The sequence below is a fragment of the Klebsiella sp. 54 genome, from assembly GCF_018223875.1.
In the GTDB taxonomy this organism is placed as follows: domain Bacteria; phylum Pseudomonadota; class Gammaproteobacteria; order Enterobacterales; family Enterobacteriaceae; genus Klebsiella; species Klebsiella quasipneumoniae.
In genome coordinates this window covers 24002-46906 of sequence record NZ_JAGRRA010000007.1, presented here as the reverse complement: position 1 = coordinate 46906, position 22905 = coordinate 24002, and the positions used below count along the sequence as shown (strand labels likewise).

The 22905-nt window shown below is 60.0% G+C and carries 22 protein-coding genes; 15 read left to right on the top strand and 7 right to left on the bottom strand.

Annotated features, from left to right (window positions below; all coding sequences use genetic code 11):
* Positions 1-61 precede the first annotated feature (61 nt).
* From tdcA to pflB, 5 genes are all read left to right on the top strand, one after another.
* The gene (gene tdcA, locus KHQ24_RS16845) at positions 62-1000 is read left to right on the top strand and encodes a transcriptional regulator TdcA (protein WP_004203266.1); all 939 of its coding nucleotides are present in this window, start codon (positions 62-64) and stop codon (positions 998-1000) included.
* Positions 1001-1093: 93 nt separating this feature from the next.
* Complete coding sequence (gene tdcB, locus KHQ24_RS16840) at positions 1094-2083, top strand: bifunctional threonine ammonia-lyase/L-serine ammonia-lyase TdcB (protein WP_004203265.1); 990 nt, start codon at positions 1094-1096, stop codon at positions 2081-2083.
* 25 nt (positions 2084-2108) lie between these two features.
* Positions 2109-3440, top strand: coding sequence for a threonine/serine transporter TdcC (gene tdcC / locus KHQ24_RS16835; RefSeq protein ID WP_004203264.1), 1332 nt, complete (start codon positions 2109-2111; stop codon positions 3438-3440).
* Between the two features lie 27 nt (positions 3441-3467).
* A complete protein-coding gene (gene tdcD / locus KHQ24_RS16830) occupies positions 3468-4676 on the top strand; it encodes a propionate kinase (RefSeq protein ID WP_017899865.1) in 1209 nt (402 codons plus the stop codon).
* A 29-nt stretch (positions 4677-4705) separates the two neighbouring features.
* Entirely contained in the window at positions 4706-7000 is a 2295-nt protein-coding gene (gene pflB, locus KHQ24_RS16825) for a formate C-acetyltransferase (protein ID WP_017899864.1), read from the top strand.
* Positions 7001-7051: 51 nt separating this feature from the next.
* Here pflB and KHQ24_RS16820 read toward each other — a convergent pair whose 3' ends face one another.
* On the bottom strand, positions 7052-7198 hold the full coding sequence (locus KHQ24_RS16820; RefSeq protein WP_032425919.1) for a hypothetical protein: 147 nt from the start codon (positions 7196-7198) through the stop codon (positions 7052-7054).
* A 289-nt stretch (positions 7199-7487) separates the two neighbouring features.
* Here KHQ24_RS16820 and KHQ24_RS16815 point away from each other — a divergent pair, with 289 nt between their 5' ends.
* The 5 genes from KHQ24_RS16815 (at position 7488) to KHQ24_RS16795 (ending at position 12454) form a co-directional block, all read left to right on the top strand.
* Positions 7488-8546, top strand: coding sequence for a branched-chain amino acid ABC transporter substrate-binding protein (locus tag KHQ24_RS16815; RefSeq protein WP_004203259.1), 1059 nt, complete (start codon positions 7488-7490; stop codon positions 8544-8546).
* 109 nt (positions 8547-8655) lie between these two features.
* The gene (locus KHQ24_RS16810) at positions 8656-9570 is read left to right on the top strand and encodes an ABC transporter permease subunit (RefSeq protein WP_017899862.1); all 915 of its coding nucleotides are present in this window, start codon (positions 8656-8658) and stop codon (positions 9568-9570) included.
* Between the two features lie 9 nt (positions 9571-9579).
* Positions 9580-10866, top strand: a complete 1287-nt coding sequence (livM, locus tag KHQ24_RS16805; protein WP_004203256.1) for a high-affinity branched-chain amino acid ABC transporter permease LivM — start codon at positions 9580-9582, stop codon at positions 10864-10866.
* The gene (locus KHQ24_RS16800; protein WP_004148803.1) at positions 10863-11738 is read left to right on the top strand and encodes an ABC transporter ATP-binding protein; all 876 of its coding nucleotides are present in this window, start codon (positions 10863-10865) and stop codon (positions 11736-11738) included. Before livM ends, KHQ24_RS16800 begins: the two co-directional genes overlap by 4 nt.
* Positions 11735-12454, top strand: a complete 720-nt coding sequence (locus tag KHQ24_RS16795; protein WP_211777366.1) for an ABC transporter ATP-binding protein — start codon at positions 11735-11737, stop codon at positions 12452-12454. The genes KHQ24_RS16800 and KHQ24_RS16795 overlap by 4 nt, the downstream gene beginning before the upstream one ends.
* Positions 12455-12459: 5 nt before the next feature.
* Here KHQ24_RS16795 and KHQ24_RS16790 read toward each other — a convergent pair whose 3' ends face one another.
* On the bottom strand, positions 12460-13353 hold the full coding sequence (locus tag KHQ24_RS16790; RefSeq protein WP_004203253.1) for a LysR substrate-binding domain-containing protein: 894 nt from the start codon (positions 13351-13353) through the stop codon (positions 12460-12462).
* Between the two features lie 283 nt (positions 13354-13636).
* Between KHQ24_RS16790 and pckA the strand changes: the two genes are divergently transcribed.
* Positions 13637-15280, top strand: coding sequence for a phosphoenolpyruvate carboxykinase (ATP) (gene pckA / locus KHQ24_RS16785; protein ID WP_053810212.1), 1644 nt, complete (start codon positions 13637-13639; stop codon positions 15278-15280).
* A 49-nt stretch (positions 15281-15329) separates the two neighbouring features.
* Here pckA and KHQ24_RS16780 read toward each other — a convergent pair whose 3' ends face one another.
* Entirely contained in the window at positions 15330-15806 is a 477-nt protein-coding gene (locus KHQ24_RS16780) for a GNAT family N-acetyltransferase (protein ID WP_004203250.1), read from the bottom strand.
* Between the two features lie 99 nt (positions 15807-15905).
* Between KHQ24_RS16780 and KHQ24_RS16775 the strand changes: the two genes are divergently transcribed.
* The 3 genes from KHQ24_RS16775 (at position 15906) to KHQ24_RS16765 (ending at position 19281) form a co-directional block, all read left to right on the top strand.
* On the top strand, positions 15906-16838 hold the full coding sequence (locus KHQ24_RS16775) for a LysR family transcriptional regulator (RefSeq protein ID WP_032425943.1): 933 nt from the start codon (positions 15906-15908) through the stop codon (positions 16836-16838).
* A gap of 326 nt (positions 16839-17164) precedes the next feature.
* Entirely contained in the window at positions 17165-18460 is a 1296-nt protein-coding gene (locus KHQ24_RS16770) for an MFS transporter (protein WP_004203248.1), read from the top strand.
* Positions 18461-18471: 11 nt separating this feature from the next.
* Positions 18472-19281 carry a substrate-binding domain-containing protein gene (locus KHQ24_RS16765; protein ID WP_025999205.1) on the top strand — a complete coding sequence of 270 codons (810 nt, stop codon included), beginning with the start codon at positions 18472-18474 and terminating at the stop codon, positions 19279-19281.
* Here KHQ24_RS16765 and KHQ24_RS16760 read toward each other — a convergent pair.
* Together KHQ24_RS16760 and KHQ24_RS16755 are read right to left on the bottom strand one after the other, a co-directional pair.
* Positions 19256-20155, bottom strand: a complete 900-nt coding sequence (locus tag KHQ24_RS16760) for a LysR family transcriptional regulator (protein ID WP_017899856.1) — start codon at positions 20153-20155, stop codon at positions 19256-19258. The genes KHQ24_RS16765 and KHQ24_RS16760 overlap by 26 nt on opposite strands.
* A 114-nt stretch (positions 20156-20269) precedes the next feature.
* Positions 20270-20752 (bottom strand): cold-shock protein, encoded by a 483-nt coding sequence (locus tag KHQ24_RS16755; RefSeq protein ID WP_004203243.1) that lies wholly within the window; start codon positions 20750-20752, stop codon positions 20270-20272.
* 191 nt (positions 20753-20943) lie between these two features.
* On the opposite strand from KHQ24_RS16755, the gene KHQ24_RS16750 reads away from it, so the two are divergent.
* A complete protein-coding gene (locus KHQ24_RS16750) occupies positions 20944-21642 on the top strand; it encodes an RluA family pseudouridine synthase (protein WP_032456279.1) in 699 nt (232 codons plus the stop codon).
* Positions 21643-21666: 24 nt separating this feature from the next.
* Here KHQ24_RS16750 and KHQ24_RS16745 read toward each other — a convergent pair whose 3' ends face one another.
* Together KHQ24_RS16745 and KHQ24_RS16740 are read right to left on the bottom strand one after the other, a co-directional pair.
* Positions 21667-22206: a DUF2058 domain-containing protein gene (locus KHQ24_RS16745; protein ID WP_017899854.1), complete on the bottom strand. Its 540-nt coding sequence runs from the start codon at positions 22204-22206 to the stop codon at positions 21667-21669.
* 115 nt (positions 22207-22321) lie between these two features.
* A complete protein-coding gene (locus tag KHQ24_RS16740; RefSeq protein WP_004203231.1) occupies positions 22322-22651 on the bottom strand; it encodes a gamma-glutamylcyclotransferase family protein in 330 nt (109 codons plus the stop codon).
* Between the last annotated feature and the right edge of the window lie 254 nt (positions 22652-22905).

Below are 22905 nucleotides of genomic sequence, written 5' to 3'. Positions count from 1 at the left end.
ACCCGGTGATCGCGATTTGTTACACTTTCCGCCGTCAACAAAGGAATGAAAGCGAGACGTGATGAATACTTTTTCTCTGCCTAAAACTCAGCATCTGGTGGTTTTCCAGGAAGTGATCCGCAGCGGGTCAATCGGGGCTGGAGCAAAAGCGTTAGGACTCACTCAGCCGGCGGTCAGTAAAATCATTGGCGACATGGAAAGCTATTTTGGCAGCGAGTTAATCGTTCGGCGAAATACCGGCGTCTCGCTCACCGAGGCCGGGCAGGTATTTCTTAACTGGTCAGAGACAATCACCCGTGAAATGAAAAATATGGTCAATGAAATGAATGCCCTGACCAACAGCACGGTAGTGGATGTCTCCTTTGGTTTCCCCTCGCTGGTGGGGTTTACCTTTATGTCGGAGATGGTGCATCAGTTCAAAATGACCTTCCCCAAGGCGCGGGTCTCAATGTATGAGGCGCAGCTCTCCGCCTTTTTGCCGGCAATCCGCGACGGCCGCCTCGACTTCGCCATCGGGACGCTGAGCGATGAGATGAAGCTGCAGGACCTGCACGTCGAGCCGCTGTTTGAGTCTGAGTTTGTGTTGGTGGCGAACCGGGCGCGGATCGGCAACGGCACCGTCCGCCTGGCCTCGCTCCAGCACGAGCAGTGGGTGCTGCCGGAGACCAATATGGGTTACTACAGCGAACTGCTGACCACCCTGCAGCGCAGCGGCATCCGCCGCGAAAATATCGTCAATACCGATTCGGTGGTGACGATCTATAACCTGGTGCTCAATGCCGATTTTCTGACGGTCATTCCCTGCGACATGACCACGCCGTTCGGCTCGAGCCAGTTTGTCACCATCCCCATTAAAGAGGCCTTGCCGGTGGCGCGCTATGCGGCGGTGTGGTCGAAAAATTACCGGCTGAAAACCGCGGCGGCGTCGCTGGTGGAGATGGCGAAACAGTATTCATCGGGGCAGGGCAACCGCCACTGGCAGCCAATAGAAATTGCCTGACTGATAGTTATTAAATAACCCAACACCCATCCTCGCTGTTATCAGCAGGATGACGCCCGGTTATTGACTTTATCTTAAGAAACAGAGGCCATCATGCATATTACCTACGATCTTCCGGTATCGATTAACGATATTCTCGAAGCGAAACAACGCCTGGCAGGAAAGATATATAAAACGGGTATGCCGCGCTCGAATTATTTTAGCGAACGCTGCAAGGGGGAAATATTTCTTAAATTCGAAAATATGCAGCGCACGGGCTCATTTAAAATTCGCGGCGCCTTTAATAAGCTCAGCGGGTTAACCGCGGCGGAAAAACGCAAAGGGGTGGTGGCCTGCTCAGCGGGCAACCACGCCCAGGGCGTCTCGCTCTCCTGCGCCATGCTCGGCATTGACGGGAAAGTGGTGATGCCGAAAGGGGCGCCGAAATCGAAAGTCGCCGCCACCTGCGATTATTCGGCGGAGGTGGTGCTGCATGGCGATAATTTTAACGATACCCTCGCCAAAGCCAGCGATATTGTTGAACTTGAAGGCCGTATTTTTATTCCCCCCTATGACGACCCGCAGGTTATTGCCGGGCAGGGCACCATCGGTCTCGAAATATTAGAAGATCTGTATGACGTGGATAATGTCATCGTGCCGATTGGCGGCGGTGGCTTAATTGCCGGCATCGCGATTGCGATTAAATCCATTAACCCGACGATCCGTATTATCGGCGTGCAGTCGGAGAATGTTCACGGTATGGCCGCCTCCTGGTACGCCGGAGAGATCACCAGCCATCGCCACGCCGGCACTTTAGCCGATGGCTGCGATGTCGCCCGCCCGGGGAAACTGACCTATGAAATCGCCCGCCAGCTGGTGGATGACATCGTCCTCGTCAGTGAGGACGACATTCGCCAGAGCATGGTCGCCTTAATTCAGCGCAATAAAGTGATCACCGAAGGGGCCGGGGCCTTGGCCTGCGCCGCGTTATTAAGCGGCAAATTAGACAGCTATATCCAGAACCGCAAAACGGTCAGCCTGATTTCCGGCGGCAATATCGATCTCTCGCGGGTCTCGCAAATTACGGGTTTTGTTGACGCTTAATTCAATACAGTAGTGAGGACAGGATATGAGTACGACTGAGAGCATTGCATCCAGCCAGACAAGCCTTTCGTCCTGGCGTAAATCTGACACCACCTGGACCCTGGGCCTGTTTGGCACCGCTATCGGCGCCGGGGTACTGTTTTTCCCCATCCGCGCCGGCTTCGGCGGGCTGATCCCGATCCTGGTGATGCTGGTGCTGGCCTATCCCATTGCCTTCTATTGCCATCGGGCGCTGGCGCGGCTGTGCCTGTCGGGGGCTAACCCCTCCGGCAATATCACCGAAACGGTGGAAGAGCATTTTGGCAAAACCGGCGGGGTGGTGATCACCTTTCTGTACTTCTTCGCCATCTGCCCGCTGCTGTGGATTTATGGCGTCACGATCACCAATACCTTCATGACCTTCTGGGAGAACCAGCTACAGATGCCGGCCCTCAACCGCGGGGTGGTGGCGCTGCTCCTGCTGCTGCTGATGGCGTTTGTCATCTGGTTTGGTAAAGACCTGATGGTCAAGGTGATGAGCTATCTGGTGTGGCCGTTTATCGCCAGCCTGGTGGTGATCTCCCTGTCTCTGATCCCTTACTGGAATAGCGCGGTGATTGACCAGGTGAACCTCAGCGATATCGCCTTAACCGGTCATGACGGCATTCTGGTGACAGTATGGCTGGGCATCTCCATTATGGTGTTCTCCTTCAACTTCTCGCCGATCGTCTCCTCGTTTGTGGTCTCCAAACGCGAAGAGTATGAAGCGCAGTTTGGCCGGGAGTACACCGAACAAAAATGTTCGCAGATTATCTCCCGGGCCAGCATGCTGATGGTGGCGGTGGTGATGTTCTTCGCCTTCAGCTGCCTGTTTACCCTCTCGCCGCAGAACATGGCGGACGCCAAGGCGCAGAATATCCCGGTGCTCTCCTATCTGGCGAATCACTTTGCCTCGATGTCGGGCACTAAATCCACCTTTGCCACCCTGCTGGAATATGGCGCGTCGATTATCGCCCTGGTGGCCATCTTCAAATCGTTCTTCGGCCACTATCTCGGCACCCTCGAGGGGCTGAACGGGCTGATCCTGCGCTTCGGCTATAAAGGGGATAAAACCCGCGTCTCCAGCGGCAAGCTCAATACCCTGAGCATGGTGTTCATCATGGGCTCGACCTGGGTGGTGGCGTATGCCAACCCCAATATCCTCGACCTGATTGAGGCCATGGGCGCGCCGATTATCGCCTCGCTGCTGTGTCTGCTGCCGATGTACGCCATTCGTAAAGCGCCTTCGCTGGCCAAATACCGTGGCCGTCTCGACAACCTCTTTGTGACCGCTATTGGTCTGCTGACCATCCTCAACATCGTTTACAAACTGTTCTAATCCGGCTCAGGCCACGCGGAGTACAACATGACTGAATTTCCGGTAGTTCTGGTGATCAACTGCGGCTCGTCGTCGATCAAATTTTCCGTGCTGGACGCCGCCAGCTGCGACTGCCTGCTCAACGGCGTGGCCGAGGGCATCAACGCAGACCAGGCGTCTCTCTCGCTTAACGGCGGCAAACCGGTGGCGCTGGCGCCGCGCGGCTACGAAGGCGCCCTCCAGGCGATTGCCGGGGCATTAGCCCAACGCGACCTCATCGGCAGCGTGGCCCTGATTGGCCACCGCGTCGCCCACGGCGGCGACCTCTTCACCGAGTCGGTCATTATCAGCGAGGAGGTTATCGACAATATTCGCCAGGTGTCGTCCCTGGCCCCCCTGCATAACTACGCCAGCCTCAGCGGCATCGCCTCGGCGCAGCGGCTGTTCCCGGAGGTGATGCAGGTGGCGGTCTTTGATACCAGCTTTCACCAGACCCTGGCCCCGGAAGCCTTTCTCTATGGTCTGCCGTGGGAGTATTACCAGAACCTCGGGGTGCGCCGCTATGGCTTCCACGGCACCTCGCACCGCTATGTCTCCCGGCGCGCCCTGGCGCTGCTCGGGTTGCCGGAGCAGGAGAGTGGTCTGGTGATCGCCCACCTGGGCAATGGCGCCTCGGTCTGCGCAGTGCGCAACGGCCGCAGCGTAGACACCTCGATGGGGATGACGCCGCTGGAGGGGCTGATGATGGGCACCCGCAGCGGCGATGTCGACTTCGGCGCCATGGCGTGGATTGCCGCGGAAACCCGGCAGACCCTCAGTGACCTGGAGCGGGTGGCCAACACCGCCTCCGGCCTGCTGGGGATCTCCGGCCTTTCCTCCGACCTGCGGGTGCTGGAGCAGGCCTGGCATGAGGGCCATGCCCGCGCCCGCCTGGCGATCAAAACCTTCGTCCATCGCATCGCCCGCCATATCGCCGGCCACGCCGCCGCGCTGCAGCGTCTCGACGGCATTATTTTTACCGGCGGGATTGGCGAAAACTCGGTGCTAATCCGCCGGCTGGTAAGCGAGCGGCTGGCGGTCTTTGGCCTTGAGATGGACGCCGCCCGCAACCAGCAGCCCAATTCGGACGGTGAGCGTCTGATCTCCGCCGACGGCAGCCGGGTGCGCTGTGCGGTTATCCCCACCAATGAAGAGCGCATGATTGCCCTCGATGCGATCCGCTTAGGCCGGATCCACACCGCGGCGGCGCTGGCCTGATTTTTTTATTCTGTAGAGAGACGATGTTCATGAAAGTAGATATCGACACCCACGACGCACAATACGCCGACGCCTGGCAGGGCTTTCGCGGTACGGCGTGGCAAACGCAGATTAACGTTCGCGACTTTATTCAGCATAACTACACCCCTTACGAGGGCGATGAGTCTTTCCTCGCCGACGCGACGCCGGCCACCACTGCCCTCTGGGAGCAAGTGATGGCCGGGATCCGCGTCGAGAACGCCACCCATGCGCCGGTGGATTTCGACACCAATGTCGCTACCTCCATCACCGCCCACGCGGCGGGCTATATCAACCAGCCGCTGGAAAAGATCGTCGGCCTGCAAACGGACCAGCCGCTGAAGCGCGCTCTGCATCCCTTTGGCGGCATCAATATGATCAAAAGCGCCTTCGAGGCCTATGGTCGCGAAATGGATCCTGACTTTGAGTATCAGTTTACGGCGCTGCGCAAGACCCACAATCAGGGCGTTTTTGACGTCTATTCCCCGGATATGCTGCGCTGCCGTAAATCCGGGGTGCTGACCGGGCTGCCGGACGGCTACGGTCGCGGACGGATCATCGGCGATTACCGCCGCGTGGCGCTGTACGGCATTCGCTTTCTGGTCCGCGAACGTGAGCTGCAGTTTGCCGACCTGCAGCCAGCCCTGGAGCGCGGCGAGGCGCTGGAGGCCACCCTGCGCCTGCGCGAAGAGCTGGCCGAACAGCGGCGCGCGCTGCTGCAGATGGAGGAGATGGCGGCCCGCTACGGCTGCGATATTTCCCACCCGGCGCGCACTGCCCGTGAGGCGGTACAGTGGCTCTACTTCGCCTACCTGGCGGCAGTGAAGTCGCAGAACGGCGGCGCCATGTCGCTGGGGCGCACGGCCACCTTCCTCGACATCTATATTGAACGCGATCTGCGCGCCGGCTTACTGAATGAGGAGCAGGCCCAGGAGCTGATTGACCACTTCATCATGAAGATCCGCATGGTGCGTTTCCTGCGCACCCCGGAATTTGATTCGCTGTTCTCCGGGGATCCCATCTGGGCGACGGAAGTGCTGGGCGGCATGGGGCTGGATGGTCGCACCCTGGTCAGCAAAACCACCTTCCGCTATCTGCATACCCTGCACACCATGGGCCCGGCGCCGGAGCCCAACCTGACCGTGCTCTGGTCGCAGGCGCTGCCGGTGGCGTTTAAAAAATACGCCGCCCGGGTCTCTATCGCCACCTCGTCGCTGCAGTATGAGAACGACGACCTGATGCGCAGCGATTTCCACAGCGACGACTACGCCATCGCCTGCTGCGTCAGCCCGATGGTCATCGGCAAGCAGATGCAGTTCTTCGGCGCCCGCGCCAATTTGGCCAAAACGTTGCTCTACGCAATTAACGGCGGGATGGATGAGAAACTGAAGATCCAGGTGGGGCCGAAAACCGCGCCGCTGCGCGATGAGGTGCTGGACTACGACACCGTGATGGCCAGCCTCGACCACTTTATGGACTGGCTGGCGGTGCAGTACATCAGCGCGCTGAACATCATCCACTGCATGCATGATAAATACAGCTACGAGGCGGCGCTGATGGCCCTCCACGACCGCGACGTTTACCGCACGATGGCCTGCGGCATCGCCGGCCTGTCGGTGGCGGCGGATTCGCTGTCGGCAATAAAGTACGCCCGGGTGAAGCCGGTACGCGATCATCACGGGCTGGCGGTGGACTTTGTCATTGAGGGGGATTATCCGCAGTATGGCAACAACGACGATCGCGTCGATGCCATCGCCTGCGACCTGGTGGAGCGCTTTATGCGCAAAATTCAGGCGCTGCCCACCTGGCGCCAGGCGGTGCCGACCCAGTCGATCCTGACCATCACCTCCAACGTGGTGTACGGGCAGAAAACCGGCAACACGCCGGACGGACGTCGGGCGGGGACGCCGTTCGCCCCGGGGGCCAATCCGATGCATGGCCGCGATCGCAAAGGGGCGGTGGCGTCGCTGACCTCGGTGGCGAAACTGCCGTTTACCTACGCCAAAGATGGCATCTCGTACACCTTCTCCATCGTGCCGGCGGCCCTCGGCAAAGCGCCGTCGGCGCAGGAAAATAACCTGGTGGGGCTGCTGGACGGCTACTTCCATCACGAGGAGACGGTGGAGGGGGGACAGCATCTCAACGTCAATGTGCTGAACCGGGAAAAGCTGCTCGATGCGATAGAACATCCGGAGCAGTATCCGAATCTGACGATTCGGGTCTCTGGCTATGCGGTCCGCTTTAACGCGCTGACCCGCGAGCAGCAGCAGGATGTGATCTCCCGAACGTTCACCAGCCAACTCTGAGCGGCCGCTGGGCCACAGGCGAGCCCTTAACGGGCTCTCCTGTTATCATCTTCACATTACCGCAACAAAATAATCACCACTGTTGATCATATTCGCATTTTTGCACCACGCTGGCGCGCAGCGAGCGCTAACTGCATCTATGTTTAGCTCACGGGCCGGTACGGATACCGCGTTGTCCGGCTCGCCACGTGATGGCAACCGATCTCCTGACCTGAAAGGGAATGCGCCCTTGCCGGATGCGGCACGGGTTGCCGTCGCGTGCGCACCGACCGGGGCGTCCGCTCTCCGGCGGGCCCTCTCTACCTGGCGGGATTTTTGCTTCTTCCACCCTGGCCGTCCTGGCGCTGTGCCTGCGTCGGCACCACACGGTAAGTGATATTTTCTGCGTCATTCCATGACGCCAGGCTCTAAATCGCTGAGGAATATCCGAATGTCTTTGAAACTGAAAACAATGACGCTTCATGTTGTGATAGCAGGTTGTATGAGCATGGCCTTTTACGCCCAGGCTGACGTAAAGATCGGCGTCGCCGGGCCCTTCACCGGCCCCAACGCTACCTACGGCGCCCAGTACTGGAAAGGGGCTTCGCAGGCGGTGGCTGATATCAATGCCGCCGGCGGCATCAAAGGCGAAAAAATTGTGCTGGTGCAGGGGGATGACGCGTGCGAACCGAAACAGGCGGTAGCGGTAGCTAACCGACTGGTGGACGAGGCGAAAGTCTCCGCCGTGGTGGGGCACTTTTGCTCTTCCTCAACGATGCCGGCCTCCGAGGTGTATGACGAAGCCGGGATCCTGACCATTACCCCCGGCTCCACCAACCCGCAGATCACCGAGCGCGGCATGAAGGATCTCTTCCGCATGTGTGGTCGCGACGATCAGCAGGGGGCGATTGCCGCCAACTATATGCTGGACGTGCTGAAGGCGAAGAAAATTGCCGTCATCCATGATAAAGACACCTATGGCCAGGGGCTGGCCGATGCCACCCGCGCAGCGCTGGCGAAGCGGGGCACCAAAGAAGTGTTGTACGAAGGCCTCTCCCGCGGTGAAAAAGACTTTAACGCCCTGGTGACCAAGATCGGCGCCCTCAAGCCGGACGTGGTCTACTTTGGCGGCTGCCACCCTGAGGCCGGCCCGCTGGTGCGCCAGATGCGCGAGCAGGGAGTGCAGGCTAAATTCTTCTCCGGCGACTGTATCGTCACCGAGGAGCTGGTGACGGCCGCCGGCGGGCCGCAGTTCACCAACGGCGTGCTGATGACCTTTGGTCAGGACCCGCGCACCCTCCCGGACGGCAAAGCGGTGATCGAGAAGTTCCGCGCCAGCGGCTTTGAGCCAGAAGGCTATACCCTCTACGCCTACGCCTCCATTCAGGCCATTGCCGCGGCCTGGAACGCCGTCGGCACCGATAACGCCAAAGCCAGCGACTGGCTGAAGAACCACGACGTCGAGACGGTGATGGGCAAGAAAGCCTGGGATGGCAAAGGCGACCTCAAGGTGTCCGACTACGTGGTCTATCAGTGGGATGACAAGGGCAAATATCACCAGCTCTGATCGGCCACGACCTGAGGACGTTCTGTCCTTTTGACTTGCGAATCGTCACATGACGGCGGTCGACCGGGTACCCATCCCGGCGGCCGTCGGCCTGGCGGCTGGAGGGGCTATGACGGCGTTTTTTCTGCAACAATTGATCAATGGGCTGACGCTGGGGGCGGTGTACGGCTTAATCGCCATCGGCTACACCATGGTGTATGGGATCATCGGCATGATCAACTTCGCTCACGGCGAGGTGTATATGGTCTCCGCCTACCTGTGCGCCATCGGCCTGGCGCTGCTCTCTTTCTTCGGGATCCACTCCTTTCCGCTGCTGATTTTCGCCACCCTGGTGTTCACCATCGTGGTCACCGGCGTGTACGGTTGGGCGATCGAGCGCATCGCCTACCGGCCGCTGCGCAACTCGACGCGGCTGGCGCCGCTGATCTCGGCTATCGGGATGTCGCTGATCCTGCAGAACTATGTCCAGCTGAGCCAGGGGCCGAACCAGCAGGGGATCCCGACGCTGCTCAGCGGCGCGCTGCGCATGACGGTGGGCGATGGGGTGGTGCAGATCACCTGGACCAAGGTGTTTATTCTCGTCGCGGCGCTGGCGGGGATGCTGATCCTGACCTGGATTATTCAGTACACCCGGCTGGGGCGCATCTGCCGTGCCACCCAGCAGGACCGGCGCATGGCGGCGATCCTTGGCATCAATACCGACCGGGTGATCTCCCTGGTGTTTGTCATCGGCGCGGCGATGGCCGGCCTGGCCGGGGTGCTGGTGACCATGAACTACGGCACCTTCGACTTCTACATCGGATTTATTATCGGCATCAAAGCCTTCACCGCCGCGGTGTTGGGCGGGATTGGCTCGCTGCCGGGCGCGATGCTGGGTGGTCTGCTGCTTGGGGTGGCCGAAGCCCAGTTCGCCGGGCTGGTGAATTCGGATTACAAAGACGTTTTTTCCTTTGCGCTGCTGGTGGCGATCCTGATTTTTCGCCCGCAGGGGCTGCTGGGTCGTCCGCTGGTGGCCAAGGTCTGAGGGGGCTCTATGGGTGAACTGACGCGCCAGCCTGCGCGGGAAATCAAAAGCGCGCTGATCGACAGCGTGCTGGCCGGTCTTTGCGCATTAATTGTCTTTGGCCCGATCGTCGGCGTGGTGCTCAAAGGGTATGGCTTTACCCTCGCGCCCGCGCGGGTGGCGATTCTGGTGGCGGTGGTGATGGCCGGCAGGCTGGCGCTCAGCCTGCTGCTGCAGAGCCACAGGGGAAAAGCCTTTATTGCCCGCTTTGAGGGGGCGGATGACGGGGTGTACGTCCGGCCGCCGGGCTACCGCTCGCGGCTGCGCTGGATAATGCCGATGCTGGTGGGCCTGGCCATTGTCTTTCCGTTTCTCGCCACAAAATATCTGCTGACCGTGGCCATCCTTGGGCTGATCTACGTTCTGCTTGGCCTGGGGTTAAATATTGTGGTGGGCCTCGCGGGGCTGCTCGATCTGGGCTATGTGGCGTTTTACGCCATCGGCGCCTACGGCCTGGCGCTGGGCTACCAGTACCTCGGGCTCGGCTTCTGGGCGATGCTGCCGCTGGGGGCGGTGATGGCGGCCCTCGCCGGGGCGTTGCTCGGCTTTCCGGTGCTGCGTATGCATGGCGACTATCTGGCCATCGTCACCCTCGGCTTTGGCGAAATTATCCGCCTGGTGCTCAACAACTGGGTGAGCTTCACCGGCGGTCCCAACGGCGTACCGGTGCCGTCCCCTACGCTATTTGGCCTCGAATTTACCCGCCGGGCTAAGGATGGCGGCATCCCCGTCCATGAGTTTTTCCACGTCAGCTACAACCCCAACCTGAAATTCATCTTTCTCTACGCCGTGCTGTGCCTGGTGGTGATGCTGGTGCTGCTGGTGAAGCATCGCCTGACGCGGATGCCTATCGGCCGCGCCTGGGAGGCGCTGCGCGAGGATGAGATCGCCTGTCGGGCGATGGGGCTCAACCACGTGCTGGTCAAGCTTTCGGCGTTTATGCTCGGCGCGTCGACCGCCGGCATCGCCGGGGTGTTCTTCGCCAGCTATCAGGGATTTGTTAACCCGACGTCGTTCACCTTTTTTGAGTCGGCGCTGATCCTGGCGATTGTGGTGCTGGGAGGTATGGGCTCCACCCTGGGGGTGGTGCTGGCGGCGTTTGTCCTGACGGTCACCCCGGAGCTGCTGCGCGGGTTTGACGAATATCGCGTGCTGCTGTTCGGCGTGCTGATGGTGATGATGATGATCTGGCGGCCGCGCGGCCTGGTGCGCACCAGCCGCAGCGGGGTTGCGTGGCGAAAAGGAGTCGCGCCATGACCGACAGCATCTTACGCGTTGAGCATCTGATGATGCATTTCGGCGGCATCAAAGCGCTGAATGACGTCAATCTGGAGGTGGAGCGGGGGTCGATCACCGCCCTGATCGGCCCCAACGGCGCGGGCAAAACCACGGTATTTAACTGCCTGACCGGCTTTTATCGGGCGACGGGGGGGAGCATCGTGCTGCGGGCGCGGGAAAAGGTCACCGATGTCATTCAGGTGCTGGGGCAAAAGCTTCACCCGGACGATTTTCTCCACCCGGCGCAGCTGGGGCGGCGGATCTATTACAAGATGTTCGGCGGCACCCATCTGGTGAACCGCGCTGGCCTGGCGCGTACCTTCCAGAATATTCGCCTGTTCCGCGAGATGTCGGTGATTGAGAACCTGCTGGTGGCCCAGCATACCCAGGTTAACCGCCATCTGCTGGCCGGGATCCTCAATACCCGCGGCTATCGGCAGGCGGAGAGTCAGGCGCTGGATCGCGCTTTTTACTGGCTGGAGGTGGTGGAGATGGTGGACTGCGCCAACCGTCTGGCGGGAACGCTTTCCTACGGACAGCAGCGGCGGCTGGAGATCGCCCGCGCCATGTGCACCCGCCCGGAGATGATCTGTCTGGACGAGCCGGCGGCCGGACTCAACCCGGTGGAAACCCAGGCGCTGAGCCGGATTATCCGCTTTCTGCGTCAGCAGCACGGCATCACGGTGCTATTGATCGAACATGATATGGGGATGGTGATGGAGATTTCGGATCATATCATCGTCCTCGACCACGGGGACGTCATCGCCCGCGGCGCGCCGCAGGCGATCCAGGCCAACGCCAGCGTGATTGCCGCCTATCTTGGCGCTGAGGAAGAGGAGACCCGCCGATGAGCCAGCCACTGCTTGCCTTTGATGAGGTGGATGTCTTCTACGGGCCGATCCACGCCCTGAAGCAGGTCTCCCTCACCGTCAACGATGGGGAGACGGTGGCGCTGATTGGCGCCAACGGCGCCGGTAAATCAACGCTGCTGATGTCGGTCTTCGGCCAGCCGCGCATTGCCGGCGGGGAGATTTTCTATCGCGGGGAGGCGATCAGCCGGAAATCGACCCACTTTATCGCCAGCAACGGCATCGCCCAGGCCCCGGAAGGGCGGCGCATTTTTCCCGATATGACCGTCGAGGAGAATCTGCTGATGGGGACCATTGCCATCGGCAACCGCTATCAGGCCGAGGACAAGGCCCGGATGTACCAGCTGTTCCCCCGGCTGGAAGAGCGGCGGGGACAGCGGGCGATGACCCTCTCCGGCGGCGAGCAGCAGATGCTGGCCATCGCCAGGGCGCTGATGAGCCGGCCGCGCCTGCTGCTGCTGGATGAGCCGAGCCTGGGGCTGGCGCCGCTGGTGGTGAAGCAGATATTTCAGATCCTGCGCGAGCTGACGGCCCAGGGAATGACGCTGTTTCTGGTGGAGCAGAACGCCCGCCATGCCCTCAACCTGTCGGACCGCGCCTACGTGATGGTGAACGGCCAGATCCGCCTGAGCGGCAGCGGCCAGGCGCTGCTCAACGACCCGGAGGTGCGTAAGGCGTATCTGGGGATCAGCGGCTGAGAGAGTTAATCCTGCGCTTCGTTACGGGTTTTAATGTGCTGCCAGAAACGTTCGGCGGCCTGGTTAAGCCGCGAGCCGGAGCGGTAGAGCCAGGCGCCGATCGGCAGCGACAGGCTCTCATCGAGGATCGTCAGTCGGCCTTCGTCCAGCTCGCGCTGAATAGAGTACTGCGGCAGCCAGCCCACGCCGTCGCCATTGAGGATCATGCGCTTGAGCAGCTCGCTCATGGAAGAGACAAAGGTGAGGGAGAAGGTGATCTCCGGCGTGCGGTCGATGACCTGGTTCACCTGGCGCCCCATATAGCTGTCGTTGGCGTATTTCATCAGCGGCAGCACGCCGCGATGTAAATGAAACAGCGGCCGGCCATGTTCGTCGCAGGGGGAGACCAGGTGTAGGTAAGAATCAAAAATTTTATGATTAATAAACGGATAGTTCATTAATTCTTCATTATAGAAGGAGAGGATAAAATCGCTTTTACCCTCTTTCAGGTTAAATACGGCGTCGTTGACGTTAATCGATTCAACATGAAAAGTCTTATTTTTACGGTCGGTGTAACCGGCGATAATTTCCGGCAGCAATAACACCGACAGCGAAGGGGCGGCGTCGATTCTTATTTTTTGCGTGGTGTTATTTAAACCTTTAATACGGCTGATCTGAAAATCCATATCGTCGAGCATATTTCGCGCATAGCCGACAAAAATTTTCCCGCGGTTGGTCAACTGCAGGGGGTTGGCGCTGCGGTCGAAGATGCTGAATCCGAGGGAAGCCTCCAGCGACTGGATGCGTCGGCTGAACGAGGACTGGGAGATATTGCGGGCTTTGGCCGCCAGGGTAAAGCTGCGTGACTCCTCGAGAGCAATCACATCATACAGCCATTTTACTTCCAGATTTGCCAACACCGATCCAGTCCTCAAAAACGCAATAAAGGCTATGCAATTTTAGCATAGCGCATAGAAACTATGCAATTAACATAATTATCGACAGGTGTTAACATTTTTTGGAAAGTTGAGATTTATGAATGCGTATCGGCAACCCTACATGAGCACGATATGAAATCGCGACTCACGGTTATTTATTGCTTTATTTCATTGCCCCGGAATTATCTTATTCAATAGCGGGCGACGAAGACGAAAGCAATGAATAACCCAGGCCTCTTACCTTAAATAGTTTGTCAGGAGTTCCATGTCACAACAAATTGAATCAGTAAAAATGGCTCTGCAGGAGCTGGGGATTAATGCAAGCGGCGAATTGTTTTACAACCCTGATTACGATTTGCTTATTGCACATGAAACCTCCCCTGAGCTGACCGGCGCGGCCCGCGGCGTGATGACCGACTCTGGCGCTGTGGCAGTGGATACCGGTATCTTCACCGGCCGCTCGCCGCGCGATAAATATATCGTCAGAGACGAGCAGACGCGCGACACCGTATGGTGGGCTGACTCCGGCCTCGGCCGCAATGACAATAAGCCATTATCGCCAGACGTGTGGCGCAGCCTGAAAAGCCTGGTCGCAGGCCAGCTGAGCGGCAAAAAACTGTACATCATCGACGCCTGGTGCGGCGCCAGCCCGGACACCCGCCTTGGCGTGCGCTTCGTTACCGAGGTGGCGTGGCAGGCCCACTTTGTCAAAAACATGTTTATCGTGCCGAGCGCCGACGAGCTGGCCAGCTTTACGCCAGACTTCGTGGTGCTCAACGGCGCCGGCTGCACCAATGCCAACTGGCAGGCGCAGGGCATGAACTCCGAGAACTTCGTCGCCTTTAACCTGAGCGAGCGTATTCAGCTCATCGGCGGCACCTGGTACGGCGGCGAAATGAAAAAAGGGATGTTCTCGGTCATGAACTACCTGCTGCCGCAGAAAGGCATCGCGTCGATGCACTGCTCGGCCAACCGTGGCGAAGCAGGGGACGTCGCGCTGTTCTTCGGCCTCTCCGGTACCGGCAAAACCACGCTGTCCACCGACCCGCATCGTCAGCTGATTGGCGATGACGAGCACGGCTGGGACGATGACGGGGTATTTAACTTCGAAGGCGGCTGCTACGCCAAGACCATTAATCTCGACCCGCAGGCGGAGCCGGAGATTTATGGCGCCATCCGCCGCAATGCGCTGCTGGAAAACGTGGTGGTGCGCGCCGACGGCAGCGTGGATTATGCCGACGGCAGCAAAACCGAGAATACCCGCGTCTCCTATCCGCTGTCGCATATCGACAATATCGTCAAGCCGGTGTCCCGCGCAGGCCATCCGTCGAAGGTCATTTTCCTTGCCGCTGACGCGTTTGGCGTCCTGCCGCCGGTCTCCCGTCTGACCACCGAGCAGATGCAGTACCATTTCCTGTCGGGCTTCACCTCGAAGCTGGCGGGCACCGAGCGTGGCATTACCCAGCCGACGCCGACCTTCTCCGCCTGCTACGGCGCGGCGTTCCTGCTGCTTCACCCGACCCAGTACGCCAGCGTCCTGGCGGCGAAGATGGCGGAATCCGGTGCGGAAGCCTGGCTGGTCAACACCGGCTGGAACGGCGAGGGCAAACGCCTGTCGCTGCGCGATACCCGCAGCATCATTAGCGCAATCCTCAACGGTACCACCGGCCCGCTGCGCGATGAGGCCATCCCGGTATTCAATCTTGCGATCCCGCAGAGCATTCCGGGAGTCGACAGCGCGGTGCTGGATCCGCGTAATGGCTGGAGCTCAGCGGATAAGTGGCAGGAGAAGGCGGAGAGTCTGGCTCAGCTGTTTATGGATAACTTTAAGCAGTACAGCGATACCGAAGCGGGCGCGCGTCTGGCGCTGGCCGGTCCGCAGCTGCAGAATAGCGCGGTCGAAGCCTGATCCGCGGCCAGCAGGTCGACGCCTGGCGCCGACCTGCTGGCGAGCCGCTTTACTCCGCAAAGGCCCGCAGCGCATCGCCCGTGAGGCGATAACGCACCCACTCATCCTGCGGCTGCGCGCCAATGCTCAGATAGAAATCAATCGCCGGCTGGTTCCAGTCGAGCACGCTCCACTCCAGACGCCCGCACTGACGCTGTACAGCATATTGCGCGATGGTTTTCAGTAGCGCTTTCCCGGCGCCGATCCCGCGATAGTCGGGGGTCACGTACAGATCTTCCATATAGATGCCATTGCGGCCAAGCCAGGTGGAGTAGCTGGTGAAGAACACGGCGTAGCCCACCGCTTTGCCCGCCACCTCGCAGATCAGCGCCTCAGTTTTGCTGCTGCTGGCAAACAGCGTCTCTCTGATCTCCTCTGCCGTCGTCACCACCTCTTCGGGGGCTTTCTCGTAGACCGCGAGTTCATAAATCATGTCGTAAATGGCGGTGGCGTCGTCCGGGGTGGCCTGGCGGATCGTGATGCTCATGGGTCGTCCTGTCTGAATGGTATCAAGGAAAGCAACATTGCTGACCCAGAGCATAAGCGGTATTGTGAAAAGAATTAAGTGCAATGAAATCAGCAAATGATGAATATTATGCATCCAGTCCTGCGCCGGATTGACCTCAACCTGCTGCCGGTCTTTGACGCGGTCTATCGCTCCCGCTCGGTGCGCCTGGCGGCGGAAGAGCTGGCGATGAGCACCTCGGCGCTGAGCCATGCGCTTTCCCGGCTGCGCAGCGCCCTCAACGACCCGCTGTTCTATCGCGAAGGCCACCGGATGTGTCCCAGCGTCTATGCCAGCCAGCTGGCGCCCTCTATCGCTTCGGCGCTGAAATTTCTCAATCAGGAGCTGACGCCGCCGGCGGCGTTTGTGCCGAGCGCCAGCACCGACTGCATGCAGATTGCGATCACCGATTTCACCGCATTCTGCGTCTTTCCGACGCTGATGCACCGCCTGCAGCGGGAGGCGCCCGGGCTGCGGTTTGAGCTTCGTTATCTGCCCCATAGCCCGGCGCTGACCGAGCTGCTGGCGGGCGAGGTCGACCTGGCTCTCGGGTTCAACACCCCTGACGAGCCAGCCCATCCCGATCTTGAGGAGATCAACTGGCTGCGGGACGAATATGTGGTCATCAGTCAGGCTGACCGCACGGCGCTGACCCTGGACGCCTATCTTGCGGCCCGTCATCTGGTGGTAACCCCGTGGAATGAGCGGCAGGGGGTGCTGGACTGCGAGCTGGAGCGGCAGGGCTATTCGCGGCAGGTGGCGGTGAAAACGCCCTCGATGCTGAGCGCCCCCTTTATTATTGAGCAGAGCGATCTGCTGATGGCGCTGCCCCGGCGGGCGGCGGAGACGATGGCCCGCGCCGCCCGGCTGACCATTTTCCCGCTGCCGTTTCCGGTTCCCCCGTTTGACGTCAAGATTTACGCCCATAAACGCAGTGGGAAACGCGAGGCCACCCGCTGGCTGATCTCCTTGCTGCAGACGCTGGGGAACGTCGCCACGGCGCCGGCGCCCTGAGGCCACATCCGGGTTATTAACCTATCGCCGCTGCGCATCGCGTTAACCATCCCGGACCAGGCATGTCTTATACCGTCGGGGGCGCAACCGCGTACCCTGGCCTCGGTCACAAAACGGAAAACTCACATTTTCATCTCCACCACCGATGCTGAGGGTACAGAAAGTGTTAAATGATTGTATATAAAAGTAATGTTAATTAGCTAAATGTTATTTATGCGTAAATTGCATCAATGGATGCGTTTATTACGCTTATTTCATACCGGGTTCTGTTTCAGTCTTCAGCAACAGGCGCGCGACAACGCGTGGATAACAAACTGGAGACCTGCATGCATTCGACAACCTCACTGATGAGTACCCGTGATCGGCTCGGCGCCATTCTGCGCGTCACGTCCGGTAACTTTCTCGAACAGTTCGACTTTTTCCTGTTCGGGTTTTATGCCACCTACATCGCACATACCTTTTTTCCGGCCAGCAGTGAATTCGCCTCGCTGATGATGACCTTTGCGGTCTTTGGCGCCGGCTTTCTGATGCGGCCCATCGGCGCCATCGTGCTTGGCGCCTATATCGACAAGGTAGGGCGGCGCAAAGGGCTGATTGTGACCCTGACGATCATGGCCACCGGCACCTTCCTGATCGTGCTGATCCCCTCTTACCAGACCATTGGCCTGTGGGCGCCGTTGCTGGTGCTGATCGGCCGTCTGCTGCAGGGCTTCTCCGCCGGCGCTGAGCTGGGCGGGGTATCCGTCTATCTGGCCGAGATCGCCACCCCGGGCCGCAAAGGGTTTTACACCAGCTGGCAGTCGGGCAGCCAGCAGGTCGCCATCATGGTGGCGGCCGCGATGGGCTTTGCCCTCAACGCCGTACTGGAGCAGAGCGCCATCAGCGACTGGGGATGGCGTATTCCGTTCCTTTTTGGCTGCCTGATCGTGCCGTTCATTTTTGTGCTGCGCCGTAAGCTGGAGGAGACTCAGGAGTTTACTGCCCGCCGCCATCACCTGGCGATGCGCCAGGTGTTCGCCACCCTGCTGGCGAACTGGCAGGTGGTCATCGCGGGGATGATGATGGTGGCGATGACCACCACCGCGTTCTACCTGATCACTGTCTATGCGCCGACCTTTGGCAAAAAAGTGCTGATGCTCAGCGCCTCTGACAGCCTGCTGGTCACGCTGCTGGTGGCGATTTCCAACTTCTTCTGGCTGCCGGTGGGTGGGGCGCTGTCCGACCGCTTTGGCCGCCGACCGGTGCTGATTGCCATGACGCTGCTGGCGCTGGCTACTGCCTGGCCTGCGCTGACCATGCTGGCGAACGCGCCGAGCTTTTTGATGATGCTGAGCGTGCTGCTGTGGCTGTCGTTTATCTACGGCATGTACAACGGGGCGATGATCCCGGCGCTGACCGAAATTATGCCCGCCGAAGTGCGCGTGGCAGGCTTCTCGCTGGCCTATAGCCTGGCGACCGCGGTGTTTGGCGGCTTCACGCCGGTGATCTCCACGGCGCTGATCGAATATACCGGTGATAAAGCCTCCCCTGGCTACTGGATGAGCTTTGCCGCCGTCTGCGGTCTGCTGGCCACCTGCTACCTCTATCGCCGCAGCGCCGTCGCGCTGCAGACGGCACGTTAATCAGGGAGAGGATGATGCGTAAAACGACAGGAACCCTGCTGGCCACGCTGCTGCTGGCCGCCACCGGCGGCAGCGCGCTGTCCGCTGAGGTCACCGTGATGATCTCCGGCGGCTTCAAAGCGGCGCTGGAAAAGCTGGCCCCGGCGTGGGAAAAACAAACTGGCAACCATCTCGTGGTGATCCCCGGCCCGTCAATGGGGAAAACGCCGCAGGCGATCCCTAACCGCCTGGCGCGGGGCGAACACGCGGACGTGGTGATTATGGTCGGCGACGCGCTGACCAGCCTTGAGAAAGCGGGCCGAACGCAGCCGGATTCCCGCCGGGAGCTGGCCGACTCGCCCATCGGCGTGGTGGTGAAAGCGGGAGCGCCGCTGCCGGCCATCCGCAGCGCAGACCAGCTGCGGGCGGCGCTGCTGGCTGCCCCGTCGGTCGCGTACTCCGACAGCGCCAGCGGACGCTATGTCAGCTCGACGCTGTTCCACCGCCTGGGCATTGATGAGGCAATGCAAAGCAAAGCGCAGATGGTGGAGCGTATTCCGGTGGCCTCGGAAGTGGCGAAGGGACGTTATGCGATCGGTTTTCAGCAGGTGAGCGAACTGCTGCCGGTGCCCGGCGTAACCTTCGTCGGCGAACTGCCGGATAACCTGCAGTACATCACCCGTTTTGCCGGGGCGGTGACCGTCAGCGCCGACCACCCGCAGGAAGGAAAGGCGCTGCTGACCTATCTGGCCTCACCGGCGGCGCAGGAGACCATCCACGCCACCGGTATGCGAAGCGTGGCCGCCGCTGCGCCGGTCAGCCAGAAGGATACTGTTCAATAATCAGCTTCTCCAGCTCTGCCGCTACGTAGGACTGAATACGGCCGCTGAGGCGGATCAGGCCTACCGTGCGGGTGACCACCGGATCAGTGAGCGGCACGGCGCGGAGAACGGAATGCTCCCCAGCGGGCATTGACATCGCGGGTACGGCGGCAATGCCGATGCCCGCTTCCACCATCCCCAGCATCGTGGTGACGTGGCGGGTTTCGCAAATGCTTGGCCGCGCCGGCGTCAGATGCGCCAGCTCCCGGTCGAGCAGCGTCCGGTTGCCGGAGACCCGATCGAGGCCAATATAATCTTGTTCAAAATATGCCTGCCAGCTGAGGTGCGTCCTGCCTGCCAGCGGATGGTCATGCCGACAGGCGGCGACATAGCGGTCGTCGGCCAGCGGGGTGAATTCGATGCTGGCCGGCAGGTTTTTGGCAAAGCAGAGCCCAAAGTCAGCCTGTCCGCTGCTGACCGCCTCGATCACATTCCCGACGCTGCTGTCAATCAGCCGGATACGCACCTGGGGATAACGCGCCTGAAAGCTGCGGATGATGTCCGGCATAAAGTAGTAGGCGGCAGAGGGTACCGTCGCCACCGTCACCAGCCCGGTGCGCGCCTTGCTGACCTGGCTGATATCCGCCAGCACCGTCTCGACGTGGGCCAGCAGCTGCTCTGAACGTTCGGCAAAATTCTGTCCATACAGCGTAAGGGTCACGCGGCGGGTGGTGCGCTCGAACAGCCGGTTGCCCAAGGCGGTCTCCAGCTTTTCGATGCGCCGGCTGAGGGCCGACTGCGACAGGCAAATGGATTCTGCGGCCAGCCGAAAGCTGCCATACTCCATCAGGGCGCGAAAGGCATAGAGATCGTTGAAGTCAAAATTTACGGGCATGGCGGCGGCATCCTTATCGGCTGTCTGACGCCTCGCCCCGTCCGGTGAGGGGCGATGGCGACGAAAATCGGCTCGGCAGGTGACTGGGCGCGCGGCTGACCGCACGCCGGGTCGTCAAACCTTGAGCAGTTTTACCGTGGCATCGATATCGATTTCGTCTTCCGAGAAGATCAGGGTTGTCCCCTGAAAGGTGGTGATCGCCAGCTTTTTCACCGAGCGCATCTCTCCCGGCTGCACCGTGGATTTTGGCCGGATGCTGTTCATCAGCAGCCCGACCGACAGCACCGCGTTTTCTTTATCCACGCGGGTCTCGACCGGCTCTTCTTCCCGGTAAACCACATAGGACTTGATGGAGGTCAGCTTCAGCCGCTCGCCGGCGATATAGATATATTTGCTCTCCGGAATGACCTTGACCGCGTAGGCCGACAGCCCTTTATTGTTGGTGGTTGGTTCGAAAGTCACCGCCGCGTCTTTCTTGATGAGATCGGGATTGGCGACCTTAATCACATGAAAATACCGGTTTTCGCCGTTTTCATCTTTGATAAATCCAAAACCTTTATCTTTAAACCACGTTGTGATTGTTCCGTTCATCGCCATTACCGTTCTTACTCGTTGGTTAACTCAAATTTTGCAGCGCGCAGTGTAAAGCACATTGCCTGCGCAGACCATGCCTTTACGATAAGTGTGGGTGATAAATGACACCGCCGCGAGGGCGGATCGTGCGCCAGCGTCGTACCGGCGGACAAAATGGGGTACTATCGCCGGCCACTCCTTCTTCGGGCCGCCTGATGTCCACCATTATCGATACCTTTGTCGCGCCGCCGTGCCGCGACCAGATCACCCTCTTGTATCAGGATGAACACCTGCTGCTAATCAATAAACCGGCCGGGCTGCTGAGCCTGTCAGGCAAAGATCCGCGCAACCTCGACTCTGTCCATCATCGACTGGTCCAGCGCTTTCCGGGCTGTACCCTGGTACACCGCCTTGACTTCGGCACTTCCGGTCTGATGGTGGTCGCCCGCAACAAGGGGATTAACGCTGCGCTGTGCCAACAGTTCAGCCAGCGCACGGTGGGTAAGGTCTATACGGCGCTGCTGTGCGGCCATCTGCCGGAAGACGAGGGGGTCGTGGAGGCGGCGATCGCCAAAGACCCGGCCCGTTTCCCGCGCATGTCGATCAGTGTCCGGCACGGCAAACCGGCGCGTTCGCGCTACCGGGTCATTGACCGCCTGTACCAGACGCGGGAAGGGGAGAGGGCGCTGGCGCTGACGAGGGTGGCGCTTACCCCGGAGACCGGGCGCACCCATCAGCTGCGGATCCACTGTCAGCTGCTGGGCTATCCGATCCTTGGCTGCGATCTCTATGGCGGCCGGGAATTGCCGGGCACGGAACAGGCTCCGCGGCTGATGCTGCACGCCAGCGAGCTGCGCTTTGTCCATCCCGTCAGCCGCGAGCCGATGCATATCCAGCAGGCAAGCTCGTTCTGATCGCCTGCCGCCGGAAGCCCGCGATCACCACATCAGGTCGTCGGGCACCTTAAAGTCGGCGTACGGATCGTCTTCATCCTGTTCATCCTGACTCAGGGCGCTGTGCAACACGATGCTGCTGGCATCGCGCTGGGCAATTTTCTCTGCCACGACCGCCGGAATAATCGCATACTCCCCTTCAGGTTTGTTATCCACCGCCAGGCGGGCAATCGCCAGACGGCCGTTAATCAGCTGGGTTTGGGTGGTCTTGTCGACCATGATTTTTTTGATCAGATTATTATCGGTAAAGTTAAAGCCGATATCGCCCCGGGCGACCGTAATGCGATTCATCTCAATCAGCTGCTTGACCTGGGCTTTATACTCTTTCGCCAGCACCGCCTGCTTTTGCTGCTCGCTGAGCAGTTTATCGCGCTCCAGCTGGGCTTTTTTATTCTCTTCCACCGCTTCCCGGGCCTCACGGGCCTGCACGCGGGATTTTTTCGCCGTTCTCTGGACTTTGGCCATTTTTTTGCTGCTGACCAGGCCGGCTTTGAGCATCTGCTCTTGTAAGGTAAGTTTTGTCATTTGCGTATCTGAAGCTTAGGAAACATCTGGCAAGTATACCTGCATTGGCGGAAACGACGCCAGACCCGCGGACGTGCTGGGCCGCTGTGGCCAGTAGCGCGAGACTGGCGGGGGATTACTCCCGGGGCTGGAGCTGATAAATCCAGGCGCTGACCTGCTGTCCATCGTCGGTGGTCACCTCAACCGACACCCGATCGTACCCCTCCTCAAACTCGTCCAGCATGGGCCAGTGCGCCGCCAGCCGGTCGGACAGGAACAGATAGCCGTTGACCCGCGGGCCGTTGGCGTCGAGGACGATCCCCGGAAAATCAGCGGCAGCGCCCCAGCCGCGCGCGTAAAAGGTGCCAGTGACGTAGCCCGGACGCCACTCGCCCCCGATCGTCTCCAGAATATGCGCATTGCTGCGACCGGGACAGAGCGTCCCATAGACAAATAACGGTTTCATTGTTCCTCTCGCGATCGTGACTTCATCCGCCCACAGCGGAAACCCAAAATACGGGGTAATGTAGCGCCTGGCAATGGCCGGGTGTTGATCCGCCACCTCAACCGCCAGCAGTACCTTGACGCTCGCTCCGCCCGCTAATCCTCGCGCTGACAGACATCATGATGACAACACATACAGACCTCCGCTATTAAACCGGTGGCGACCCGCGCACGCTGGCCGATTTTATTGCGCTGCGTGCAGAAATGAACAAGCTC

Excerpts from the sequence above, each read along its gene's own strand:
- tdcA (WP_004203266.1), top strand. The coding sequence starts at position 62 with ATGAATACTTTTTCTCTGCCTAAAACTCAGCATCTGGTGGTTTTCCAG.
- tdcB (WP_004203265.1), top strand. The coding sequence starts at position 1,094 with ATGCATATTACCTACGATCTTCCGGTATCGATTAACGATATTCTCGAA.
- tdcC (WP_004203264.1), top strand. The coding sequence starts at position 2,109 with ATGAGTACGACTGAGAGCATTGCATCCAGCCAGACAAGCCTTTCGTCC.
- tdcD (WP_017899865.1), top strand. The coding sequence starts at position 3,468 with ATGACTGAATTTCCGGTAGTTCTGGTGATCAACTGCGGCTCGTCGTCG.
- pflB (WP_017899864.1), top strand. The coding sequence starts at position 4,706 with ATGAAAGTAGATATCGACACCCACGACGCACAATACGCCGACGCCTGG.
- KHQ24_RS16815 (WP_004203259.1), top strand. The coding sequence starts at position 7,488 with ATGGCCTTTTACGCCCAGGCTGACGTAAAGATCGGCGTCGCCGGGCCC.
- KHQ24_RS16810 (WP_017899862.1), top strand. The coding sequence starts at position 8,656 with ATGACGGCGTTTTTTCTGCAACAATTGATCAATGGGCTGACGCTGGGG.
- livM (WP_004203256.1), top strand. The coding sequence starts at position 9,580 with ATGGGTGAACTGACGCGCCAGCCTGCGCGGGAAATCAAAAGCGCGCTG.
- KHQ24_RS16800 (WP_004148803.1), top strand. The coding sequence starts at position 10,863 with ATGACCGACAGCATCTTACGCGTTGAGCATCTGATGATGCATTTCGGC.
- KHQ24_RS16795 (WP_211777366.1), top strand. The coding sequence starts at position 11,735 with ATGAGCCAGCCACTGCTTGCCTTTGATGAGGTGGATGTCTTCTACGGG.
- pckA (WP_053810212.1), top strand. The coding sequence starts at position 13,637 with ATGTCACAACAAATTGAATCAGTAAAAATGGCTCTGCAGGAGCTGGGG.
- KHQ24_RS16780 (WP_004203250.1), bottom strand. The coding sequence starts at position 15,806 with ATGAGCATCACGATCCGCCAGGCCACCCCGGACGACGCCACCGCCATT.
- KHQ24_RS16775 (WP_032425943.1), top strand. The coding sequence starts at position 15,906 with ATGAATATTATGCATCCAGTCCTGCGCCGGATTGACCTCAACCTGCTG.
- KHQ24_RS16770 (WP_004203248.1), top strand. The coding sequence starts at position 17,165 with ATGCATTCGACAACCTCACTGATGAGTACCCGTGATCGGCTCGGCGCC.
- KHQ24_RS16765 (WP_025999205.1), top strand. The coding sequence starts at position 18,472 with ATGATGCGTAAAACGACAGGAACCCTGCTGGCCACGCTGCTGCTGGCC.
- KHQ24_RS16760 (WP_017899856.1), bottom strand. The coding sequence starts at position 20,155 with ATGCCCGTAAATTTTGACTTCAACGATCTCTATGCCTTTCGCGCCCTG.
- KHQ24_RS16755 (WP_004203243.1), bottom strand. The coding sequence starts at position 20,752 with ATGGCGATGAACGGAACAATCACAACGTGGTTTAAAGATAAAGGTTTT.
- KHQ24_RS16750 (WP_032456279.1), top strand. The coding sequence starts at position 20,944 with ATGTCCACCATTATCGATACCTTTGTCGCGCCGCCGTGCCGCGACCAG.
- KHQ24_RS16745 (WP_017899854.1), bottom strand. The coding sequence starts at position 22,206 with ATGACAAAACTTACCTTACAAGAGCAGATGCTCAAAGCCGGCCTGGTC.
- KHQ24_RS16740 (WP_004203231.1), bottom strand. The coding sequence starts at position 22,651 with ATGAAACCGTTATTTGTCTATGGGACGCTCTGTCCCGGTCGCAGCAAT.